The sequence below is a fragment of the Niallia sp. FSL M8-0099 genome (assembly GCF_038006945.1).
GTDB classification, from domain to species: Bacteria; Bacillota; Bacilli; order Bacillales; family Cytobacillaceae; genus Niallia; species Niallia circulans.
Window position 1 is genome coordinate 1,243,956 of record NZ_JBBOWF010000002.1, and the last position, 18,339, is coordinate 1,262,294.

Annotated in this window: 17 protein-coding genes; all 17 read right to left on the minus strand. The window is 37.9% G+C overall.

Annotation, left to right across the window (positions count from 1 at the left end; genetic code table 11):
- Nucleotides 1-31 precede the first annotated feature (31 nt).
- Nucleotides 32-1,273 carry a serine hydroxymethyltransferase gene (gene glyA / locus NSQ92_RS20675; RefSeq protein ID WP_061800831.1) on the minus strand — a complete coding sequence of 414 codons (1,242 nt, stop codon included), beginning with the start codon at nucleotides 1,271-1,273 and terminating at the stop codon, nucleotides 32-34.
- A gap of 460 nt (nucleotides 1,274-1,733) precedes the next feature.
- Nucleotides 1,734-2,306 (minus strand): TIGR01440 family protein, encoded by a 573-nt coding sequence (locus tag NSQ92_RS20680; protein WP_251687857.1) that lies wholly within the window; start codon nucleotides 2,304-2,306, stop codon nucleotides 1,734-1,736.
- An 84-nt stretch (nucleotides 2,307-2,390) separates the two neighbouring features.
- Nucleotides 2,391-3,692: a methyl-accepting chemotaxis protein gene (locus tag NSQ92_RS20685; RefSeq protein WP_047940738.1), complete on the minus strand. Its 1,302-nt coding sequence runs from the start codon at nucleotides 3,690-3,692 to the stop codon at nucleotides 2,391-2,393.
- Nucleotides 3,693-3,722: 30 nt separating this feature from the next.
- Nucleotides 3,723-4,175, minus strand: a complete 453-nt coding sequence (locus NSQ92_RS20690; RefSeq protein ID WP_061800833.1) for a low molecular weight protein arginine phosphatase — start codon at nucleotides 4,173-4,175, stop codon at nucleotides 3,723-3,725.
- A gap of 240 nt (nucleotides 4,176-4,415) precedes the next feature.
- Nucleotides 4,416-4,970 (minus strand): manganese efflux pump MntP, encoded by a 555-nt coding sequence (locus NSQ92_RS20695; protein ID WP_047940740.1) that lies wholly within the window; start codon nucleotides 4,968-4,970, stop codon nucleotides 4,416-4,418.
- Between the two features lie 103 nt (nucleotides 4,971-5,073).
- Nucleotides 5,074-6,114, minus strand: a complete 1,041-nt coding sequence (locus tag NSQ92_RS20700; RefSeq protein WP_061800834.1) for an L-threonylcarbamoyladenylate synthase — start codon at nucleotides 6,112-6,114, stop codon at nucleotides 5,074-5,076.
- 173 nt (nucleotides 6,115-6,287) lie between these two features.
- Nucleotides 6,288-6,743 (minus strand): hypothetical protein, encoded by a 456-nt coding sequence (locus NSQ92_RS20705; protein WP_061800835.1) that lies wholly within the window; start codon nucleotides 6,741-6,743, stop codon nucleotides 6,288-6,290.
- Between the two features lie 72 nt (nucleotides 6,744-6,815).
- The gene (locus tag NSQ92_RS20710) at nucleotides 6,816-8,489 is read right to left on the minus strand and encodes a sigma 54-interacting transcriptional regulator (RefSeq protein ID WP_144544782.1); all 1,674 of its coding nucleotides are present in this window, start codon (nucleotides 8,487-8,489) and stop codon (nucleotides 6,816-6,818) included.
- Between the two features lie 270 nt (nucleotides 8,490-8,759).
- The gene (pruA, locus tag NSQ92_RS20715; protein WP_144544780.1) at nucleotides 8,760-10,334 is read right to left on the minus strand and encodes an L-glutamate gamma-semialdehyde dehydrogenase; all 1,575 of its coding nucleotides are present in this window, start codon (nucleotides 10,332-10,334) and stop codon (nucleotides 8,760-8,762) included.
- Nucleotides 10,335-10,420: 86 nt separating this feature from the next.
- Nucleotides 10,421-11,335 (minus strand): proline dehydrogenase family protein, encoded by a 915-nt coding sequence (locus NSQ92_RS20720; protein ID WP_061796870.1) that lies wholly within the window; start codon nucleotides 11,333-11,335, stop codon nucleotides 10,421-10,423.
- 307 nt (nucleotides 11,336-11,642) lie between these two features.
- Nucleotides 11,643-12,536: a metal ABC transporter permease gene (locus tag NSQ92_RS20725; RefSeq protein WP_341153183.1), complete on the minus strand. Its 894-nt coding sequence runs from the start codon at nucleotides 12,534-12,536 to the stop codon at nucleotides 11,643-11,645.
- Nucleotides 12,536-13,444, minus strand: a complete 909-nt coding sequence (locus tag NSQ92_RS20730; RefSeq protein ID WP_095258216.1) for a metal ABC transporter permease — start codon at nucleotides 13,442-13,444, stop codon at nucleotides 12,536-12,538. Before NSQ92_RS20730 ends, NSQ92_RS20725 begins: the two co-directional genes overlap by 1 nt.
- Nucleotides 13,444-14,178, minus strand: coding sequence for a metal ABC transporter ATP-binding protein (locus NSQ92_RS20735; protein WP_341151886.1), 735 nt, complete (start codon nucleotides 14,176-14,178; stop codon nucleotides 13,444-13,446). Before NSQ92_RS20735 ends, NSQ92_RS20730 begins: the two co-directional genes overlap by 1 nt.
- 2 nt (nucleotides 14,179-14,180) lie before the next feature.
- The gene (locus NSQ92_RS20740) at nucleotides 14,181-15,110 is read right to left on the minus strand and encodes a metal ABC transporter solute-binding protein, Zn/Mn family (RefSeq protein WP_095258217.1); all 930 of its coding nucleotides are present in this window, start codon (nucleotides 15,108-15,110) and stop codon (nucleotides 14,181-14,183) included.
- 212 nt (nucleotides 15,111-15,322) lie between these two features.
- Nucleotides 15,323-16,063, minus strand: a complete 741-nt coding sequence (spoIIR, locus tag NSQ92_RS20745; RefSeq protein WP_341153184.1) for a stage II sporulation protein R — start codon at nucleotides 16,061-16,063, stop codon at nucleotides 15,323-15,325.
- 263 nt (nucleotides 16,064-16,326) lie between these two features.
- Entirely contained in the window at nucleotides 16,327-17,190 is an 864-nt protein-coding gene (gene prmC, locus NSQ92_RS20750; protein ID WP_095258219.1) for a peptide chain release factor N(5)-glutamine methyltransferase, read from the minus strand.
- Nucleotides 17,183-18,256: a peptide chain release factor 1 gene (gene prfA / locus NSQ92_RS20755; protein ID WP_095258220.1), complete on the minus strand. Its 1,074-nt coding sequence runs from the start codon at nucleotides 18,254-18,256 to the stop codon at nucleotides 17,183-17,185. The genes prmC and prfA overlap by 8 nt, the downstream gene beginning before the upstream one ends.
- Between the last annotated feature and the right edge of the window lie 83 nt (nucleotides 18,257-18,339).

Sequence of the window (18,339 nt, forward strand, 5' to 3'; positions counted from 1 at the left end):
GCTATACGCCTTATCAACTGTTCTCTTCCTCTTATAGTTCCTTGTACAATTCAAATTTACTCGTTAATGCTGTTACTCTTTTAGCAGCTTCCGCTAACTTCTCAGCGTCTTCATGGTTTTTAAGTGTAAAACCAATAATAGAAGCTATTTCATCCATCTCCTCTAAACCAAATCCACGAGATGTTACCGCTGCTGTTCCAATGCGGATTCCACTTGTCACAAAAGGACTTGCTGGATCATAAGGAATAGTGTTTTTATTTACAGTAATCCCCACTTCATCTAATACATGCTCTGCTGTCTTTCCAGATAAACCCAATGATTGGAGGTCAACTAATAATAAATGATTATCCGTGCCGTTCGATACTAAGTTTAATCCTTCTTTTTGCAGACCACTTGCTAATCTCTTTGCATTTGCAATAATATTCACTGCATAATCTTTAAAATCAGCTTGCAGTGCTTCCCCGAATGCAACAGCCTTTGCTGCAATTACATGCATCAGCGGACCACCTTGAATTCCCGGGAAAATAGATTTATCAATTTTCTTGGCAAATTCCTCTTTACATAGAATCATTCCTCCACGAGGTCCACGTAACGTTTTATGCGTTGTAGTAGTAACAAAATCAGCATATGGAACTGGATTTTGATGTAAGCCCGCAGCAACTAAACCAGCTATATGAGCCATATCGACCATTAAGTATGCTCCAACTTCATCAGCAATTTCACGGAATTTCGCAAAATCAATTTCACGTGGATACGCACTTGCTCCAGCTACGATTAACTTTGGCTTATGAGCCAACGCTTTTTCACGAACATCTTCGTAATTAATATAATGTGTTTCTTTATCCACACCATACTCCACAAAATTATATTGAACACCACTAAAGTTAACTGGACTACCATGTGTTAAATGCCCACCGTGAGACAAATTCATTCCTAACACGGTATCTCCATGCTCTAAAATGGTAAAATAAACAGCCATATTTGCTTGCGCACCTGAATGCGGCTGTACGTTTACATGTTCTGCACCGAAGATTTCCTTCGCACGATCACGAGCAATATCTTCTACAATATCTACATATTCACATCCACCGTAATAACGTTTAGCAGGATAACCTTCTGCATATTTATTAGTTAATACAGATCCTTGTGCTTCCATTACCGCTTCACTAACAAAGTTTTCTGATGCAATCAATTCAATCTTCGCTCTTTGGCGTCCTAATTCTTGTTGTATTGCTTTAAAAACCAGTTCATCTTGCTCCGCTAAATGCTTCATATGTATTTCCTCCCGACTATTCTCTCTTTTCCACCGTAAATCTGCCTCTATTCTATCATGTATATATTTTAAAAAGAAAGAGCTAATTTACGAATTATCAAATGATTTATACACTTTTCGTTCGGTTTTTCCAAAGTATTTTCGTTATTTTTTTAGAAAGATACAAAAATATTTATTTTTCTACTATTTCAATAAAATGAACCTGTGTTAAAAAATAATTTTTTCATTATTATTGGGTGGTTTTCTTAGCAAAGAATTATTATTTAACAATAGTACTCATGGGAATGGGATAGGAGAGTGGAAGTGTCGTAGTCTCTAATATCTTTTTTCTCTTACTCTACTTAACTTCGTCCTTCCTCCTTCTCAATACACCTTAGATTCTCTTCCTTCAGCTCCAGTCCATAAAAACAAGAAACCAACAAAATCCCTAAAAACATGCAGGAATTTCATTGGTTATTCATTAACAAGAAAGATTTTCTTTTGTGTTCTCATATACAGCTCTTGGACCACCAATTAATTTAGGACGGGATTTTGCTAGTGTGACATGAGCATTTCCTAGTTCCTTCAGTGAGGTTCTGATTGGTACAGCAACATGCTTTAAGTGCATGCCAATAAAGGTGTCGCCAATATCGATTCCACCATCTGCCTGAATAAACTCTACGACCACTGGATCTTCCATCTGCTGAAAGGCAAAAGTGGCCATCGCTCCACCCGCATGACGCACCGGTACAACAGAAACTTCCGGTAAGTTCCTTGCTAACATCACTTTTCTTTCGACTACTAAAGCCCGATTTAAATGTTCACAGCATTGAAAAGCAAGCGAAATTCCTGCTTGCTGCTGATATTTTTGGCATTCTTCAAAAATTAAGGAAGCGACATCTACCGTTCCCGCGGTACCAATCTTTTGACCGATGACTTCACTTGTACTGCAGCCAATCACAAATAATTGCTGTTGTTTCAGCTGTACCTGTTCTTGATATTCCGTTAGAATTGTTCGTAGCTGCTCCTTTAGCTTAAGTGTTTCCTCATTCATTTAAAACACCCCTCTTCAAGTTACCTACATTTCTTATACTATAACCATCATGGCACAAAGATATAGGGAGTACAAGTAAACTATCTATTCTTTAATGTGAAAGCGACAAATGGTTTGCTGCAGTTCTTCTGCATGCGCTTGTAATTCCAATGCCAATCCATCCACCTTGCGTATAAGTGCCGTTTGATTATCCGCAATATTCGTTACCTGTTGTGCTCCTGCAGCCGTTTCTTCCGCAATTGCTGCAACTTCTTGTGATTGCTGGGTTGTTTCATAAATTTGTTGTTTTTGCTTATGAATCAATTCGGTTATATCAGCTGTTGCATCTACCATTTTATTTGTAGTTTCATTCATTTCATTAAAAATTAAATTCGTTTTCTTCCCTGTTTCCGCTTTTTCTTGAGCATTCTCGACTTGGTTTGTAATTTGTTCAACGACATTTCTAACTTCTGTCTGCATATTGCGGATAATCTCCGCAATTCCTTCTACCGCTTTGCCACTCTCATCAGCAAGTCTTCTTACTTCTTCGGCTACCACACTAAAGCCAGCACCATGTTCTCCAGCTCGCGCCGCTTCTATAGATGCATTTAATGCTAATAAATTTGTCTGTGAGGCAATTTCTCCAACAAGCTTTAACACTTCTTCAATTTCTTTAGAATGAATCTCTAAATTTTGTACAGACTTTAGGGAATGCGTATTCTCTACTGCCAATTCCATCATTCCATCCACTAAGGAATGAACTACTTTATTTGTCTCTACTAACTTTTCAGACATTTGTTCGGAAATAGCTTTGGACATATTCGCTTTTTCTTCCACGACAAGAGCGATATTCATTGATTCTTCTACAGACTCTGCTGAGGCTTGGACACTTTGTGCAGACATTTCAGCACCCCCAGCAATTTCACCAACCGAATTAGAAATTGCTAATGTTTGCTCTAGCGCGTTATCCGATTCAGCAGAGATCCGTTTTACTGTTTCGTTTGTTTTGTTAAAATTATTTTCAATACTTTGAACCATGTCGCGTAAATTAAACAGCATATGATTAAAAGCTAAGCCTAAGGATTTGATTTCATCATCTGATTTGGACACTTCTGCATCCCTGCTTATATCTCCGTGTGCGGCTTTTAATGCACTTTGTTCCAATCGCTTTAACGGTTTAATAATAAGCCCTGCCGCCAAAAAGCCTAAAAAACCAGACCAAAATACGCCTAATGCTAAGGTGACAATATTAAAAATAACGGAACTAATGGCGATTTTGCTTTCAATGGCTGGATAGAGAATATACATAAAAAAAGCACTCGTTGAATACGTAATAATTGCAAGAATTGTAATAAATAGCGCCAATTTCTTTCGTAAACTAAACTTATACTGCACCTTCGTCCCCACTCTTTTTCCCCCTTGTGAATAAGAAGCACCTTACCATTCACTTTTTGTTATTTTTTCCATTATTTTATCTATCAATATTTCCAATTCTTCATATGTGTCTCGATAAATTGAAACTGGTCCTCCAAAAGGATCACTCACATCCCCATCTGGGTCATCCTCTGCATATTCTTTTATCGTAAACGTTTTCTCAATGGAGGATGGATATGCTGATACAAGCATATTTTTATGCCCTTTTGTCATTGTGAATATATAATTTGCCCAGTCTATTAACTCTTTTGTGACCATTGTGGAAGAATGGTTATGCTGGATTCCCTTTTCAGAAAGAATCTCCTGTGCCTGCAAAGATGCAGCACTACCATCTACCGCATAGACTCCAGCGGATTTGACTTCGACTTCAGAAGCAAATTTATGCTTTAAAATAGCCTCTGCCATTGGACTTCTGCACGTGTTACCTGTACAAACAAACAATATGCGAATCATCATTATCCTCCTTTATATGGTTCTATTATAGACCATTTTACCTAATAATTCTATTTTATCTACAAAGAAGATAGTGCAAATACTCGTTTATTATCGGTTAAAGCTAGGACATTTTCAGCATTTACTAATTGGAGTATGTTACATTACCTTCAAATTATCTTTTCACTCTATCATTTTCTAAACAAGGAAATGAGAAATGGCTTTCACCCAATGATGAAAGCCACTTCTCCGTATCTAATACTACTATAAACTAATAAGCAGCTTGATTCCAAAAATAAGAAGGATTCCTCCCCCAAGCATTTCTCCATAAGAGCCTAACCAGCCCTGTACTTTTCTTCCAATTAGTAGGCCTAACCACGTCAGTACCATCGCACTAATTCCAAAGCAAAGCAGAACTACTACTGTTCTTGCCTGGTATATTCCTAGACTTAAGCCAACGGAGAAGCTGTCCAAACTTACACTAACCGCAAATAGAAGCAAGCCGAAACCAACCGGCGTAATTCGACTTGTCTCCACTTCTTTAAACCCAGTCCAAATCATTTGAATTCCTAATAAAACTAGAAGTGCTCCACCTATATATCCGGCTATTTCACTGAAATTTTCCGAAAGAAACTTCCCTGTAATCATCCCCAGTAAAGGCATTATTACATGAAAGATTCCAATTATAAAGCCGATTTTTGCGATTTGCTTTAATCTTAGTTGAAACATCCCCATTCCTAGCCCAACCGAAAATGCATCCATTCCTAAAGCAAATGCCATTAAAATAAGTGTAAAAAGTTCTCCCACAACTGCAGACATTCTTTGGCCCCCTTGGACTTGCTCATTAGAGATTATGCACGTCCAAGTTCTTTTAGAATTAAATATCCGCAAATATTTTTAAGAGATGACTTCTCATTAAACACTATTTTATTACTTGGTGAGAAGCAGCTTTCATCAATCTGTTCATAACAGCTTGTCCAACGCCCTCTGTCGGAAACATCTCTCCGAAGATAATATCGACTTGCTGATGATCAAAGCTTCGCAAACCATCATATAGCTCAGCAGCTACCGTAGATAGATCCAGCCGTTTACCACAAGCATAAACAAAATCAGCTCGATAGAATGCTTTATTTTCCTTTGTAGTTAAAACACCAACTCTATGTCCCTTTTGTTTTTCTTCTTCTATTAGTAATTGAATTTTCTCCTTAGAACCGTCCACTAAAAACAATGGAGCATTTGGAGCGTAATGAGTGTATTTCATCCCAGGTGACTTTGGTTTTATTTCCGTATCAGTCAGCGCCTGATCAACTTTCACTTCACCGACAACACTTTCTAGTTGTTCTTTCGTAATGCCTCCTGGGCGGAGAACCATTACTTTCTCATCCGTACAATCAACAACAGTAGACTCAACACCTACTCCTGTGGAACCACCATCCACTATTCCGGCAATATATGTATCTAAATCTTCTTTCACATGAATCGCTTTCGTGGGACTCGGTTTCCCGGAACGGTTAGCACTTGGAGCTGCGATTGGCAGGGATGATTGTTCAATAATCTGTAATGCGACAGGGTGATTAGGCATTCGAATTCCCACTGTAGAAAGACCAGCAGTCGCTAACTCCGATAACACCCCATTTTTCTTTTCAAAAATAATCGTAAGTGGTCCCGGCCAAAAAGCATCCATTAATTTCTCTGCTGTTGCCGGTACTTTTTCTACTAACTCATCTAATTGCTCTCGTTTTGCAATATGTATGATAAGCGGATTGTCAGACGGTCTTCCTTTAGCCGCAAATATTTTTGAAATGGCGGAATCTTCTTTTGCATTTCCACCAAGGCCATAAACCGTTTCTGTCGGAAACGCAACGACCTCATTTTTTCTTAAAAGATCAGCAGCTTGTTGTATTTGTGAATAACTTTCCTCTTTATCCACATTTTTATCCACTGACCAATAATTTGTCTTCATTAAAATCCACCTTTTTCCATTTTGATATCAATTACGCTAAATCGCTTCTTATTCCTCATTTTTCGACAATACCACCATTTGTGGAAAAGGACAAGTTTCTCCTTAAATGGGGATAAAAATCTGACTTGTCCCCAAATTGTGAATAAACACCCCTGAAAAGTGGATAACTTTTGCTATTTATCCACAATATTCATCGGAATATACATAAAATGCGACTTATCAACAGTGAAAACGCTTTTTACAGTATTCGACTCTTTCAATGCTGCTGGAATGTTTTCTTCTTCTATCGCTTGAAACCCTAATAAATGAAATAATTGCATGGAATGCGGATTATGAACCTTACAATAGATGGCATCTAGGTCTTTATCCTTCGCTAATTTTAACGCTTGGTGTATTAAAAACAATATATCTTCCACCGTTCCTTTAGAAAGAACCATCGAACGAAGCAATCCTATTTTCCCAAAAGGTTCTATTCCAATGGTGCCTATCAGAGTTTGATCAGTTTCCGCTTCCATAAGCAAAAAGCAGTCCAGCCATTCTTGCAATCTTTCTACTGTCACTTCTGCTTTTGTTAAAAAAGCAGCAATCCTTTCTAAATCCCCTATTTCTGCTTGTCGAATGATATGCATCTTTCTAATCCCCCCACCATCTAGTATTTAATCTATTACTATGAAATGATGGAGGAAAAAATGCGAGATTTCTTATTTAAGGCCAAATTCTTTTATTTTGTTATATAAAGTTCCTCTTGATATTCCTAGCAATGTTGCTGCAGCACTCTTATTTCCATATGTTTTTTTGAGCGCTTCTTTTATTCGTTCCATTTCGTTATCTTCCCTATTCCCTTTTTCACCCCGAATAGAAACCTTATACTTCTCTACAATTTCTGCCGGGATATGTTCAAGAGTTAATTCCCTATTTCCCTCACATACTAATAGACTATGTTCTATTACATTCTTCAACTCTTTTATATTACCTGGCCAATCGTATGAACATACAATATGCATTGCTTGTTCATTTATTTTTGTTACGTTTTTCTGATATTTTTCATTGTACATTTTTAGAAAACTATTAACTAAACGCGGTATATCTTCTTTTCGTTTGCGGAGTGGAGGAATTTCAATATGAATAACGCTAATTTGGTAATAAAGCCTTTCATTAAATTCCCCTTTTCTTACTAACTCTCCTAAAGGCTGGGTAGATGACAAAATAAGTCTTGTTGCTGGCTTTTTCTGCTGTTCTCCGCCAACCCTAGTAAAGGATCGCTCTGTCATATAGTGCAAAAGTTTTTCCTGAACAGTTAAAGGCATTTTATCCACTTCTTCGATAAATAGTGTCCCTGACTCAGCCTGCTCTATCTTTCCTTCTATTTCTACTGGATCTCCCGCATTAAAAGTCATTTTCTGATATCCAAACAGTTCCATCTCCATTAAATCTTTTGGAACAGTGGAACAATTTAACGATAAAAACGGATTCTTTTTTTTCGATCCCCCATAATGAATCGCTTGTGCAAGCTGTTCTTTTCCTGTACCTGTTTCTCCAGATATAAGAACCGGTATTTCCGCCGAGGCTACCTTTTGTGCCATTTCAACCGCTCTTTTCACTTCTTTGCTGCTTGATAAAATAGAGGAAAAAGGCTCATCCTTTTGCACATATATAGAGGTAGTCGAATCTAATTCTTGATTTAGGTGTATTAGCTTCGTAATATCATGTTCTGTTGAAATGCCACCAATTATTTTATTATCTACAAGAACAGGTGAAGCATTAATTAACACATGTGTATGTTCATTTGGGCGGTGATACGTACCTCTAATCGGATTTCCTTCCTTTAGGATACGATGTAATTGAATCGAGTCTGTTTCAAAATGCTCGCCGATTTTTTTACCGATAATTGCTTCTTTTGTAATTTGATAGGTATCTTCTGCTACACTATTCCAGTAAAAAACGGTTCCGTGACTATCTACTGCTGTTACGGCATCATTCATAGTCTCAGCAAGTGTTTCAAAATAAGTAGCGATATATTTATTTTCCTTTTGTAAAGCTTGGATTCTTGCTGCCGCAGTCACAATCCCTTGAAATTCATTTTGTTTCTTTATAATGACTGGTCTTAACCAACTTAGATTGTCCTTTTTTATATCCTGTATAGTAATTACCTCTGAAGGTAATATATTACTTACTTGCAGCCAGTCTTTTATTGTTTGACTATTCCTTACAGCTGCTAATAGGTACTGCTCAGCATTTCCAATCGTAAATAACTGCTCACTTTCAATAATAACGTAGGAATAATCTGCTAACACCTCTGTTAGCGTACTAATTTTTTCGTCGTCTGAGAGGATGGTAAATGAAGTTTCAATCTTCATTTGCGAATCTGTAAACATATCTTTATCCTTTCTTTCCTTATTATTGTTAATTTATCACTAAATAACCGTTTTTCCAATAAGGGAAAATGGATGCAATTTATTCTATAGAAAAAAGCTGGCACTAAAAGGAATCCACTCGAATGATTAAAATGCAGAAGGTTACTACTTCTTTCTAGTAATATTCTTGTGTTCCTAATAGAGTCAGCTTGATTAAGTTGGTTTATTTTTGACTATGGATTTACTCTGCCTGCCATCATTTCCCCAAAAGACAGCTAGCAATTACACTGATTACAGTACTTTTTTTGTGCTTAGTTTAGCTTGTGTGAAAAGTAACAGATAGTCGAATCCTCCTGCTTTGGAGTCCGTTCCAGACATGTTAAAGCCTCCGAATGGGTGCACTCCTACTAATGCACCTGTACATTTCTTATTAATATATAAATTGCCGCAATGCTGATTTTCTAATGCATACTCGATTCGATCTTCTTGAGTAGAAAAAAAGGAGCCGGTCAAGCCATATTCGGTATCGTTATATACTTCAATACCTGTTTTCCAATCAGGCACCTTACAGATTGCGAGGACTGGACCAAAAATTTCCTCTTTCATAATGCGAGCATCTGCGGGAACATCTATAAAAATGGTTGGTTCAATATAGTAGCCATTTCCTTCTGCACGAGACCCACCTATTGCGAGGTTCCCTTCGTTTTTGCCAATTTCAATATAGCCTAGTATTTTGTTTAATGCTTTTTCATCAATCACTGGCCCTACTGCTGCATTCGTCTCTGGTAGGCCAATAGCTAAATTTTTTGTTCGTGCTACTACCTTTTCTACGACTTTATCATACACAGATTCCACAATAATTGCTCTAGATCCAGCAGAACATTTTTGACCTTGAAAACCAAACGCCGCTGCCACAATCGCTTCTGCTGCTGCATCAAGATCTGCTGTTTCATCGACTACAATGCCATCTTTCCCACCCATTTCGGCTACAATTCGCTTTAACCATATTTGGCCAGGCTGTACAACAGATGCACGCTCATAGATACGGCAGCCTACAGCACGAGATCCAGTGAAGGAAATGAATCTTGTTTTAGGATGCTCCACTAAATATTCTCCTACTTCCAAACTATCGCCAGGAAGATAATTAATAACACCCGACGGCAAACCCACTTCTTCCATTAATTCTACAAACTTAGCAGCAATAACTGGTGTATTATCGGACGGCTTTAAGATAACGGTATTTCCCGATACGACTCCAGCAACTGTTGTCCCTGCCATAATAGCAAGCGGGAAGTTAAATGGAGAAACAACAACCCCTACCCCAAGCGGAATATAGGTAATCTTATTATCTACTTCACCAGCTGTCGGGTATAGCGGTTGGTGGATCGATGTCTCACTTAAACGAATCATTTCTCTCCCGTAAAACTCAAGGAAGTCAATTGCTTCCGCAGTATCTGCATCTGCTTCTACCCAGTTCTTCCCTGACTCTAAGATTAAGTATGCGGAAAACTCATGTTTTCTTTCCCTCATTAATTGTGCAGCTTTAAACAAATATTCAGCACGCTCAGCTGGTTTTACTTTCTTCCATGTCTCAAACGATTGCAAGGCTTCCTGCATGGCCTTTTCTGCATACTCTTTATTCCCTTTACTTACTTCTCCGATGACTTCATCTACATTCGCCGGATTAATCGATACCGTTTTTTCTTTTGTCATAATTTTGGCTTTGCCAATTACAAGGGGGAAGGTTTTTCCTAATTCCTCTTTTACTTTTTGAATAGCGGCTTCCATTGCATGCTGGTTCTCGATTTTTGTAAAATCGGTAAACGGTTCATTTTTATACGGTGGGATACTTGTCATATTCGTCATCTTTTATTTCTCCTTTTTGTTTATATTTTTTCATCCTGATATCTAGCAAACTTAATATATAAAAAGGGGAGCTCGATTCTACCGACTTACTTAAATAAGTTTTTCAAAATAAACCAAACGTTTGCTGGTCTTTCTGCCAATCTTCTCATAAAATAGCCGAACCAATCTTTTCCGTATGGCACATACACTCTTACTTTGTACCCTTCTTTCACTAGCTTATTTTGCAAATCCTCACATATTCCATACAGCATTTGAAATTCAAACTTGTCTTTATCAATCCCATGATTTGCGGCAAGCTCTTTAGTGAATTGGATTATTTTTTCATCATGGCTGGCAACAGCTGTGTAGTTTCCATTCAGCATATGCATTTCAATAATTTTTTTATAATTTTCGTCTACGTCCTTTTTCTCTGGAAAGGCAACATCCGGTGACTCTTTATAAGCCCCCTTTACCAAACGCAGATTTGCGCTTAATTCATTCAAATGTTTCATATCTTCTTCTGTTCGATACAAATAGGCTTGAATGACCAAACCAACATTATCATATTCCTTGCGGAGCTCTTCATAAATATCAATGGTTACTTGACAATGAGCGTAGTCTTCCATATCGATACGGACAAAGTTTCCGTATTGGTTGGCTCTAGAAACAATTTTCCGCATGTTGTTCAAGCATAATTCCTTATCAATATCCAACCCCAGTGATGTCATTTTGACTGATAAATGAGAGTGAACGCTAGATGCATGAATCTCATCTAGTGTTTTTAAAGACATTCTCGTTGATTCATCTGCTTCTTCTTTCGTATAGACAAACTCTCCTAAATGATCAAGCGTAACCACTCTACCTGATTTGTTTAATTCACTGACTTTTGAAATTGCCTCTGCTATCGTTTCACCAGAAACGAATCGTTTTGCTCCAAAGCGTAAACCGTATTTGCGAGCTAATTTATTGGCGGACTTATTCTTAGCTAATGACTGAAACATATTTCTCAATGCAACTTCCATCATCAAGCTCCCCTTTTGAACACTTTTGTTTAAAATCTTAACACTGTACATTTGTGTTTAATTCTTACTTCGATTATACAATAATACCAGCTTTGAAATCTATAATTTTCTGATTAATTTTTATTATTAAAATACTGGAAGCGTATAATTTATTTCTTTTGATAGCTGCTTAAAATTTTGAGAGAAGAGTATCCGAAGTGATTAATGAATGAGGCTGCCGATCACATAAAAAAAGATTGTCCGACTAGTACTCTCTTTAAAAAAGGTTCTAACCCCTCTTTTAAAAGAGTACTTCACAGACAATCTCTTAACTAATTTTGTATGTTCTCTGGTTGTGTTTTCTTCTTGTCATTCTTTTTGCTAATACTCCATATTTCGGAGAGCAAAGGAAGCTTATCATAAAAATGATGCCTGTAGAAAAAGCCATCGCCCCTGAAATAGAGGTATCTAACCATACCGCCATATAATAGCCAATAAACGCCGATAGAATCCCAAACCCACTGCTTAACTGAAAAAGAAAGGATAATCGATCTGTCCATAAATAAGCTGCAGCCGCAGGAGTAATAAGCATTGCTACTACCATAATTGCGCCAACAGCATCAAAAGCTGCCACTGTTGTTAAGGAAACCAAAGACATAAATAAATAATGCATAAAGATAACCGGAATACCAAGGCTTGCTGCAAGCGCAGAATCAAATGAAGTAATTTTCCACTCTTTATAGAATGCAATAATGACCAATAGAATTACAAATAACACGCCGCTAAGTAATACTACTGCCTCTGGAACACTTCCTAGAATGGGGACTTCTACTCTTTCCCATGGGATGAAAGTAATTTCTCCCATTAAAGTATGTTTCACATCTAAATGGGCATTGCCTACTTTGGTTGCAATTAAAATAACCCCTATCGCAAATAGTGTAGTAAAGACGATTCCAATCGAAGCTTCTTGTTGAACTCCGCGTGAATGCAGCCACTGAATGAAAAACGCAGTAATAAGGCCAGCAATAACCGCGCCAATCAACATATGAATTCCTGTTAATTCTCGTGTTATTAAATAAGCACACACTATCCCCAATAACACGGTATGGCTAATAGCATCAGCCATCATAGCCATTCTTCTTAAAATCAACAAAACGCCAATTAAACCACAACTTAGTCCTACTAATGAGGCAGTCAACAATATCCAACCTGTATAGCTCATTATTGTTCTACCTCCCTCGTCATTTTTACTAACTCCATGCTCTTCCTTTGTCTTTTCTGTTGAAAATAGACAACAGCCAATCCTTTTTTACTTCCTAAAAATAAGGAGATAAAGAAAATAGCAGCTGCGGTTACTACGATAAACGGACCAGTTGGCCATCCTTTTCCAATTGTGCTTAAAAATGTTCCAATCATTCCGGAGGCTCCTCCAAACAAGGCGGAAAGAATCACCATCACTTTAAAGGATTCTGTCCAATATCTAGCACTTACACTTGGAATTATTAATAAGGCTGCCATTAATATGACGCCGACCGCTTGAATGCCAACCACAATAACTAAAACAAGAATTGCCATATAGAGTGCATTCATCCCCGTTATGGATATACCTAATCCTTTCGCAAAGCTTGGATCGAACAAAAAAATTTTCCACTCTTTAAAAAGAATTACTGTTAAGAAAAGTACAATAATAGCCACCATCATCATGGTCCAGACATCTCTTGATACCATAGATGCCGCTTGCCCAAAAATAAAACTATCCAGTCCACTTTGATTACCGCCAGGCATTCGATTAGCAAATGACAACAGCATAATCCCTAAGCCGAAGAAAACAGATAATACAATTCCCATGGCTGCATCTTCTTTCACACGACTTGAGCTTCTGATCCACTGAATAAGAAATGCACCTAATAAAGCGGTAATCGCTGCTCCAATTATCATGACAAATAGATTTTTTTCTCCCAGTACTATAAACCCTAATACAACTCCTGGTAACGCAGCATGAGAAAGGGCATCACTCATTAAGCTTTGTCTCTTCCAATAAGCGAAGCTTCCAATAACACCTGCTGCCATTCCTAATAAGAACGTACTGAATAATACAGATTGCGCATTATAAGAAAGAAAACTAAACATTATCTCTTCTCTCCCATCCAGTGCAAGGTACCACCATATGCTTTCCTAATGTTTTCTTTTGTAAAAGTCTCACTTGTAGGACCATGGGCAATAACTGTTTTATTTAACAGGAGAACATGATCAAAATATTCTTCAACAGTCTGCAAATCATGGTGGACGACCATAACAGTTTTACCGCGCTCTTTCAACATCTTTAAGGTTTCCATAATCGCCTTTTCCGTTGTTGCGTCTACTCCAGCAAGCGGTTCATCTAAGAAGTAAAGATCAGCCTCTTGCGCCAGCGCGCGTGCAAGAAACACACGCTGCTGCTGTCCACCTGATAACTGACTAATCTGACGATCTGCATAGTCTTCCATCTTCATTTCTTTTAAGGCTGCCATTGCCTTTTGTTTATGCTCTTTCTTCGGCCTCTTGAGCCACCCTATTTGCCCATATAAACCCATTGTTACTACATCAAGAGCATTTGTTGGAAAGTCCCAGTCTACCGAACCACGCTGGGGTACATACCCAATTCTCGATTTGGCTGTTTGATAGGTTTCACCAAAAAAGTTCACCTCTCCACTAATAGCATGGTGAAGCTCTAATATTACTTTTAACAAAGTAGATTTCCCGGCCCCATTTGGTCCGACGATACTCGTCAGAGTTCCCTTCTCCACTTGAAAACTAACATCAGATAGTACTTCATTTTTACGATAAGCAGCGGACACATTTTCCACTGTAAGTACTGTCTCCATCTTTATTCCACTCCTCTGCTCAATGCTTGATAGATGGTTGAAACATTATGTTCATACATCCCGATATATGTTCCTTCATTCGATTTCGCATCGCCCATAGCATCAGAGAACAATTCTCCGCCAAGCTCTATATCAAGCCCTTGTTTTTTTGCTCCTTCCAGAACGGCATTGATGGAGGCTGGGTTAATGCTGCTTTCAACAAAAACTGCTGGAACTTGATGCTCTACTAGTAATGCAATAGTGTCCTCTATATCCGTTAACCCAATTTCAGCTTCCGTACTTAAACCTTGTAAACCAACAACTTCTATATCTAACATTCTTCCAAAATAGCCAAATGCATCATGTGCTGTAACCAATACCCGCTTATCTTCAGGCAATGATTCCATTTGTGTTTTTGCTTCTTCTTTTAATGAATCTAATTTCGCAAAATATTCCTGTTTATTTTTTTCAAAATAGTTACTATCATCAGGTGACGCTTTCTTTAACTCGGTCGTTGCAGCATCAAGTGCCTCTTTCCACAAATCAACATCAAACCAAATATGGGGATCAATTGCGCCTTCCTCATCCTTCAAAAGTTTCTCTTCGGCGATACCATCCCCAATCGCAAGAACTGGTTTTGTTTTGCCGATTTCTGCAAAAACCTTTACCATGTTTGCCTCTAGATGCAGCCCGCTATAAAAGACAATATCCGCACCATCCATTTTCTGGATATCTCCTTGTGTCGCTGTATACAAATGAGGATCCACTCCAGGTCCCATCAAGCTTTGCACTTCTACTTTATCGCCGCCAATAACCGACATAGGCTCTGCAATTTGCGCAATTGTAGTAACAATCGTAAGCTTACCATCTTCTTTTGATTCCGTTGATTCAGCTGAACATCCTGTTAGAAAAACAAACGACATTAGCAATCCTGTTAGTACCAATTTCCACATTATTCCTTCCCCCTTTTCTTTATCGAAACAAACATACCCTTTGGACAATTTGTTTCCCTAAGGAAACTTTTATGTTTATATACAAAATACTTAACTATTCGAAAAATGTCAATGATTTAATCGTGATTAGGGAAAATTTTTTAAGTAACTTTGCTAACATTCAATAAAAAAAGATGCCTTTATTAACAGCATCTCTCTTAAAAACTATTTTGTTATCCAAATATCTTCTCCCATAACTCCACAAGAAAGAATTTCACTTCTACTTCTTCTTCTTTTTCTCCTTCTACAAATACAGGATCTTGTTTCTCTTCCGCTTTAGTTTGTTCTTTTTGTTCTTTCGTTTCTTTCTTTTCTTTTTTTTCTTTCTTTTCTTTCTTTTCTTTCTTTTCTTCCTTTACTGCTTTATCTTCTTTTTCTTCTTTCTTCTCTTCCTCAAATCCATCACTTACCGCAACTCCGTTAGAGAAATCCAAGAAGCATAATGGCGGGAAAAGAACACACCACCAATTGGCCCCTTCACCTTCTCCTAAAGTAATTAAAATGGCATCATATTGTCCAGCTGGATATAAGAACTCACCATAAAGCTTAGTTGGAAAATCCACTTTATCAAACGTAACATTTACAGCTTGATTGGCTTTTTCTTCTTCTACTACTCTTTCCGCAATCTGTTGAATCTCTGGTAATTTTTTCTTCAATAAGTCTTTTGCCGCTTCTTTAGAAGTTAATTTGGAAACCCAGTTTGTAATTTCCTCATTTACAGCATCTCTTACTTTTCTTTTTAACTCCTGATCATTTTCCTTATCACTATTTGCTAAAATTCTTAGACGAATCGCATCATTAGGAATAATTACTTCATTATTTGCTGTCACTTCATTTTTTGGAATATATAAACTCATCATTGTAGATAAAATAAGTACAAATAAATAAATAGTTGCCATCGGTTTATTTTTCATCTTTAGCACCGCCCCTTCACTAACACAGTGTGGGCAGATTAATAGAATCTTAAACTAGTAAATTTCATTTTTTTGGAGTAATTTTTTGTAGAATGGGAATTTGTCTTCATTTATTTTGCCGTTTGCTGCTTTTTCTTGCAGTTCTCCCACCTTACACTTGCGGCTCCTCCTCTCCAACTTATAAAACGACTCTTCCCAAATAAAAAAAGCATATGCTATTACACCGTATAACCGGGTATAGCATATGCCTTTTCTCCTACTAATCAAAAGCCTACTTCGGCAAATACCATGCGATCTTTGCCATTGATATCATATTGAACTTCTACTTTTGCCTGAGGGAAAGCGGCTTCTAAAAGCTGTGCAACAGCATTGCTCTGGCCCGCACCTACTTCAAAGCCAATAATAGCTTTTTCCTTGACGACCTGAGGTAGTTCTTCACATAGCCTTTTATACAAAAGGAGCCCATCTTCTCCGGCAAACAGTGCTCTATGCGGCTCGTGCTCGGTTACCACGTCAGACATCGTCATGACATCCCCTTCTGGTATATAGGGAGGATTGGAGAGTACAACGTCAAAGCTTTTCCCTTGGGCAATAAATGGCTGCAATAAATCTCCTTGTACAAATTCTATTGGATCTGCCCCTAAATTCGCAGCATTCTGCTTTGCAACAGCTAATGAAACTTCATAAAGATCACTAGCTACCACCTGCAAGGATGGACATTCTAGCTTCATAGTCACAGCAATTGCCCCGCTTCCTGTCCCCACATCTATTAGCTTTAACGCTGCATCTTTTCCAAACAGTCTATCTATCCGTGCAAGCGCAGATTGTACAAGCTCCTCCGTTTCTGGTCGAGGAATGAGCACTTCCTTATTCACCTTAAAAGCTCTGCCATAAAAGTCTTCTTGACCAATAATATATTGGACTGGTTGTCCTTTGGCATGCAAGTAGACTAGCTTTTGGAAATCCTTGAATTGTTCATCACCTATGTCTTCACGAAATTTCATAAGCATTTCAGATCTACTCACTTGTAACGAATGCCTTAATAATAACTCCGCTGCATATTCTTCTCTATTATGCTCCTTTAAAAAAGAAGAAGCCCATTTTAGGGCTTCAAATACCTTACACATCGGAAGCACTTTCCAAACGACTAGATTGTTCTTCAAAAATGAGGGCATCGATAATATCATCCATTTTTCCTTGAAGAATTTGGTCTAACTTTTGAATAGTTAATCCGATACGATGGTCAGTCACACGGTTTTGCGGGAAATTATACGTACGAATACGCTCAGAGCGGTCCCCTGTTCCAACCGCAGATTTACGTTGTTGATCATATTCTGCTTGTGCTTCTTGCTGGAATTTATCATAAACACGCGCACGTAATACTTTCATTGCTTTTTCTTTATTTTTTATCTGTGATTTTTCATCCTGACAGGAAACGACTGTACCTGTTGGAAGATGCGTTAAACGGACAGCAGACATCGTTGTATTAACACTTTGCCCTCCAGGACCACTAGAAGCAAATGTATCTACACGAATATCTTTTTCATGGATTTCAATCTCTACTTCTTCTGCTTCAGGCAAACAAGCAACTGTTGCAGTAGACGTATGGATACGACCACCAGATTCCGTTTCCGGCACCCGCTGTACACGGTGGGCCCCATTTTCAAACTTTAATTTGCTGTATGCCCCTTTTCCGTTAATCATAAAGATGATTTCTTTATAGCCGCCAACACCTGTTGAGCTCGCATCGATGACTTCCATCTTCCATCCTTGCGCCTCCGCAAAGCGGCTATACATACGGAAAAGATCCCCTGCAAATAATGCAGCTTCATCTCCTCCGGCAGCACCTCTTATTTCCATAATAACGTTTTTATCGTCATTAGGATCTTTAGGGATTAACAATATTTTCAAACGTGCTTCTAACTCTTCAATACGTGCTGCTGTTTCATCTAATTCCTCTTTTACCATCTCGCGCATTTCTGAGTCTAGCTTTTCTTCCAGCATTGCTTTAGCTTCTACATGCTGTTCTTTTACTTCTTTATATTCACGATAAACTTCTACTGTTTCTTGAATATCCGATTGTTCCTTCGAATAGTCACGCAGTTTTTTTGTATCATTCACAATTTCAGGATCACTTAATAATTCATTAAGCTTGTCATAACGATCCTCGACAGCTTGAAGACGATCAAACACACTATTCACCTCGTTTTTATCCATAACGTATTCATTATATTATAGGCTATTTTTCTCGTCAAAACCAATTCTTATGAAAAATA

What these genes read in the sequence shown, in the direction of transcription:
- glyA (WP_061800831.1), bottom strand. Translation starts at nt 1,273, where the DNA reads ATGAAGCATTTAGCGGAGCAAGATGAACTGGTTTTTAAAGCAATACAA.
- NSQ92_RS20680 (WP_251687857.1), bottom strand. Translation starts at nt 2,306, where the DNA reads ATGAATGAGGAAACACTTAAGCTAAAGGAGCAGCTACGAACAATTCTA.
- NSQ92_RS20690 (WP_061800833.1), bottom strand. Translation starts at nt 4,175, where the DNA reads ATGATGATTCGCATATTGTTTGTTTGTACAGGTAACACGTGCAGAAGT.
- NSQ92_RS20695 (WP_047940740.1), bottom strand. Translation starts at nt 4,970, where the DNA reads ATGTCTGCAGTTGTGGGAGAACTTTTTACACTTATTTTAATGGCATTT.
- NSQ92_RS20700 (WP_061800834.1), bottom strand. Translation starts at nt 6,114, where the DNA reads ATGAAGACAAATTATTGGTCAGTGGATAAAAATGTGGATAAAGAGGAA.
- NSQ92_RS20705 (WP_061800835.1), bottom strand. Translation starts at nt 6,743, where the DNA reads ATGCATATCATTCGACAAGCAGAAATAGGGGATTTAGAAAGGATTGCT.
- NSQ92_RS20710 (WP_144544782.1), bottom strand. Translation starts at nt 8,489, where the DNA reads ATGTTTACAGATTCGCAAATGAAGATTGAAACTTCATTTACCATCCTC.
- pruA (WP_144544780.1), bottom strand. Translation starts at nt 10,334, where the DNA reads ATGACGAATATGACAAGTATCCCACCGTATAAAAATGAACCGTTTACC.
- NSQ92_RS20720 (WP_061796870.1), bottom strand. Translation starts at nt 11,335, where the DNA reads ATGGAAGTTGCATTGAGAAATATGTTTCAGTCATTAGCTAAGAATAAG.
- NSQ92_RS20725 (WP_341153183.1), bottom strand. Translation starts at nt 12,536, where the DNA reads ATGAGCTATACAGGTTGGATATTGTTGACTGCCTCATTAGTAGGACTA.
- NSQ92_RS20730 (WP_095258216.1), bottom strand. Translation starts at nt 13,444, where the DNA reads ATGTTTAGTTTTCTTTCTTATAATGCGCAATCTGTATTATTCAGTACG.
- NSQ92_RS20735 (WP_341151886.1), bottom strand. Translation starts at nt 14,178, where the DNA reads ATGGAGACAGTACTTACAGTGGAAAATGTGTCCGCTGCTTATCGTAAA.
- NSQ92_RS20740 (WP_095258217.1), bottom strand. Translation starts at nt 15,110, where the DNA reads ATGTGGAAATTGGTACTAACAGGATTGCTAATGTCGTTTGTTTTTCTA.
- spoIIR (WP_341153184.1), bottom strand. Translation starts at nt 16,063, where the DNA reads ATGAAAAATAAACCGATGGCAACTATTTATTTATTTGTACTTATTTTA.
- prmC (WP_095258219.1), bottom strand. Translation starts at nt 17,190, where the DNA reads ATGTGTAAGGTATTTGAAGCCCTAAAATGGGCTTCTTCTTTTTTAAAG.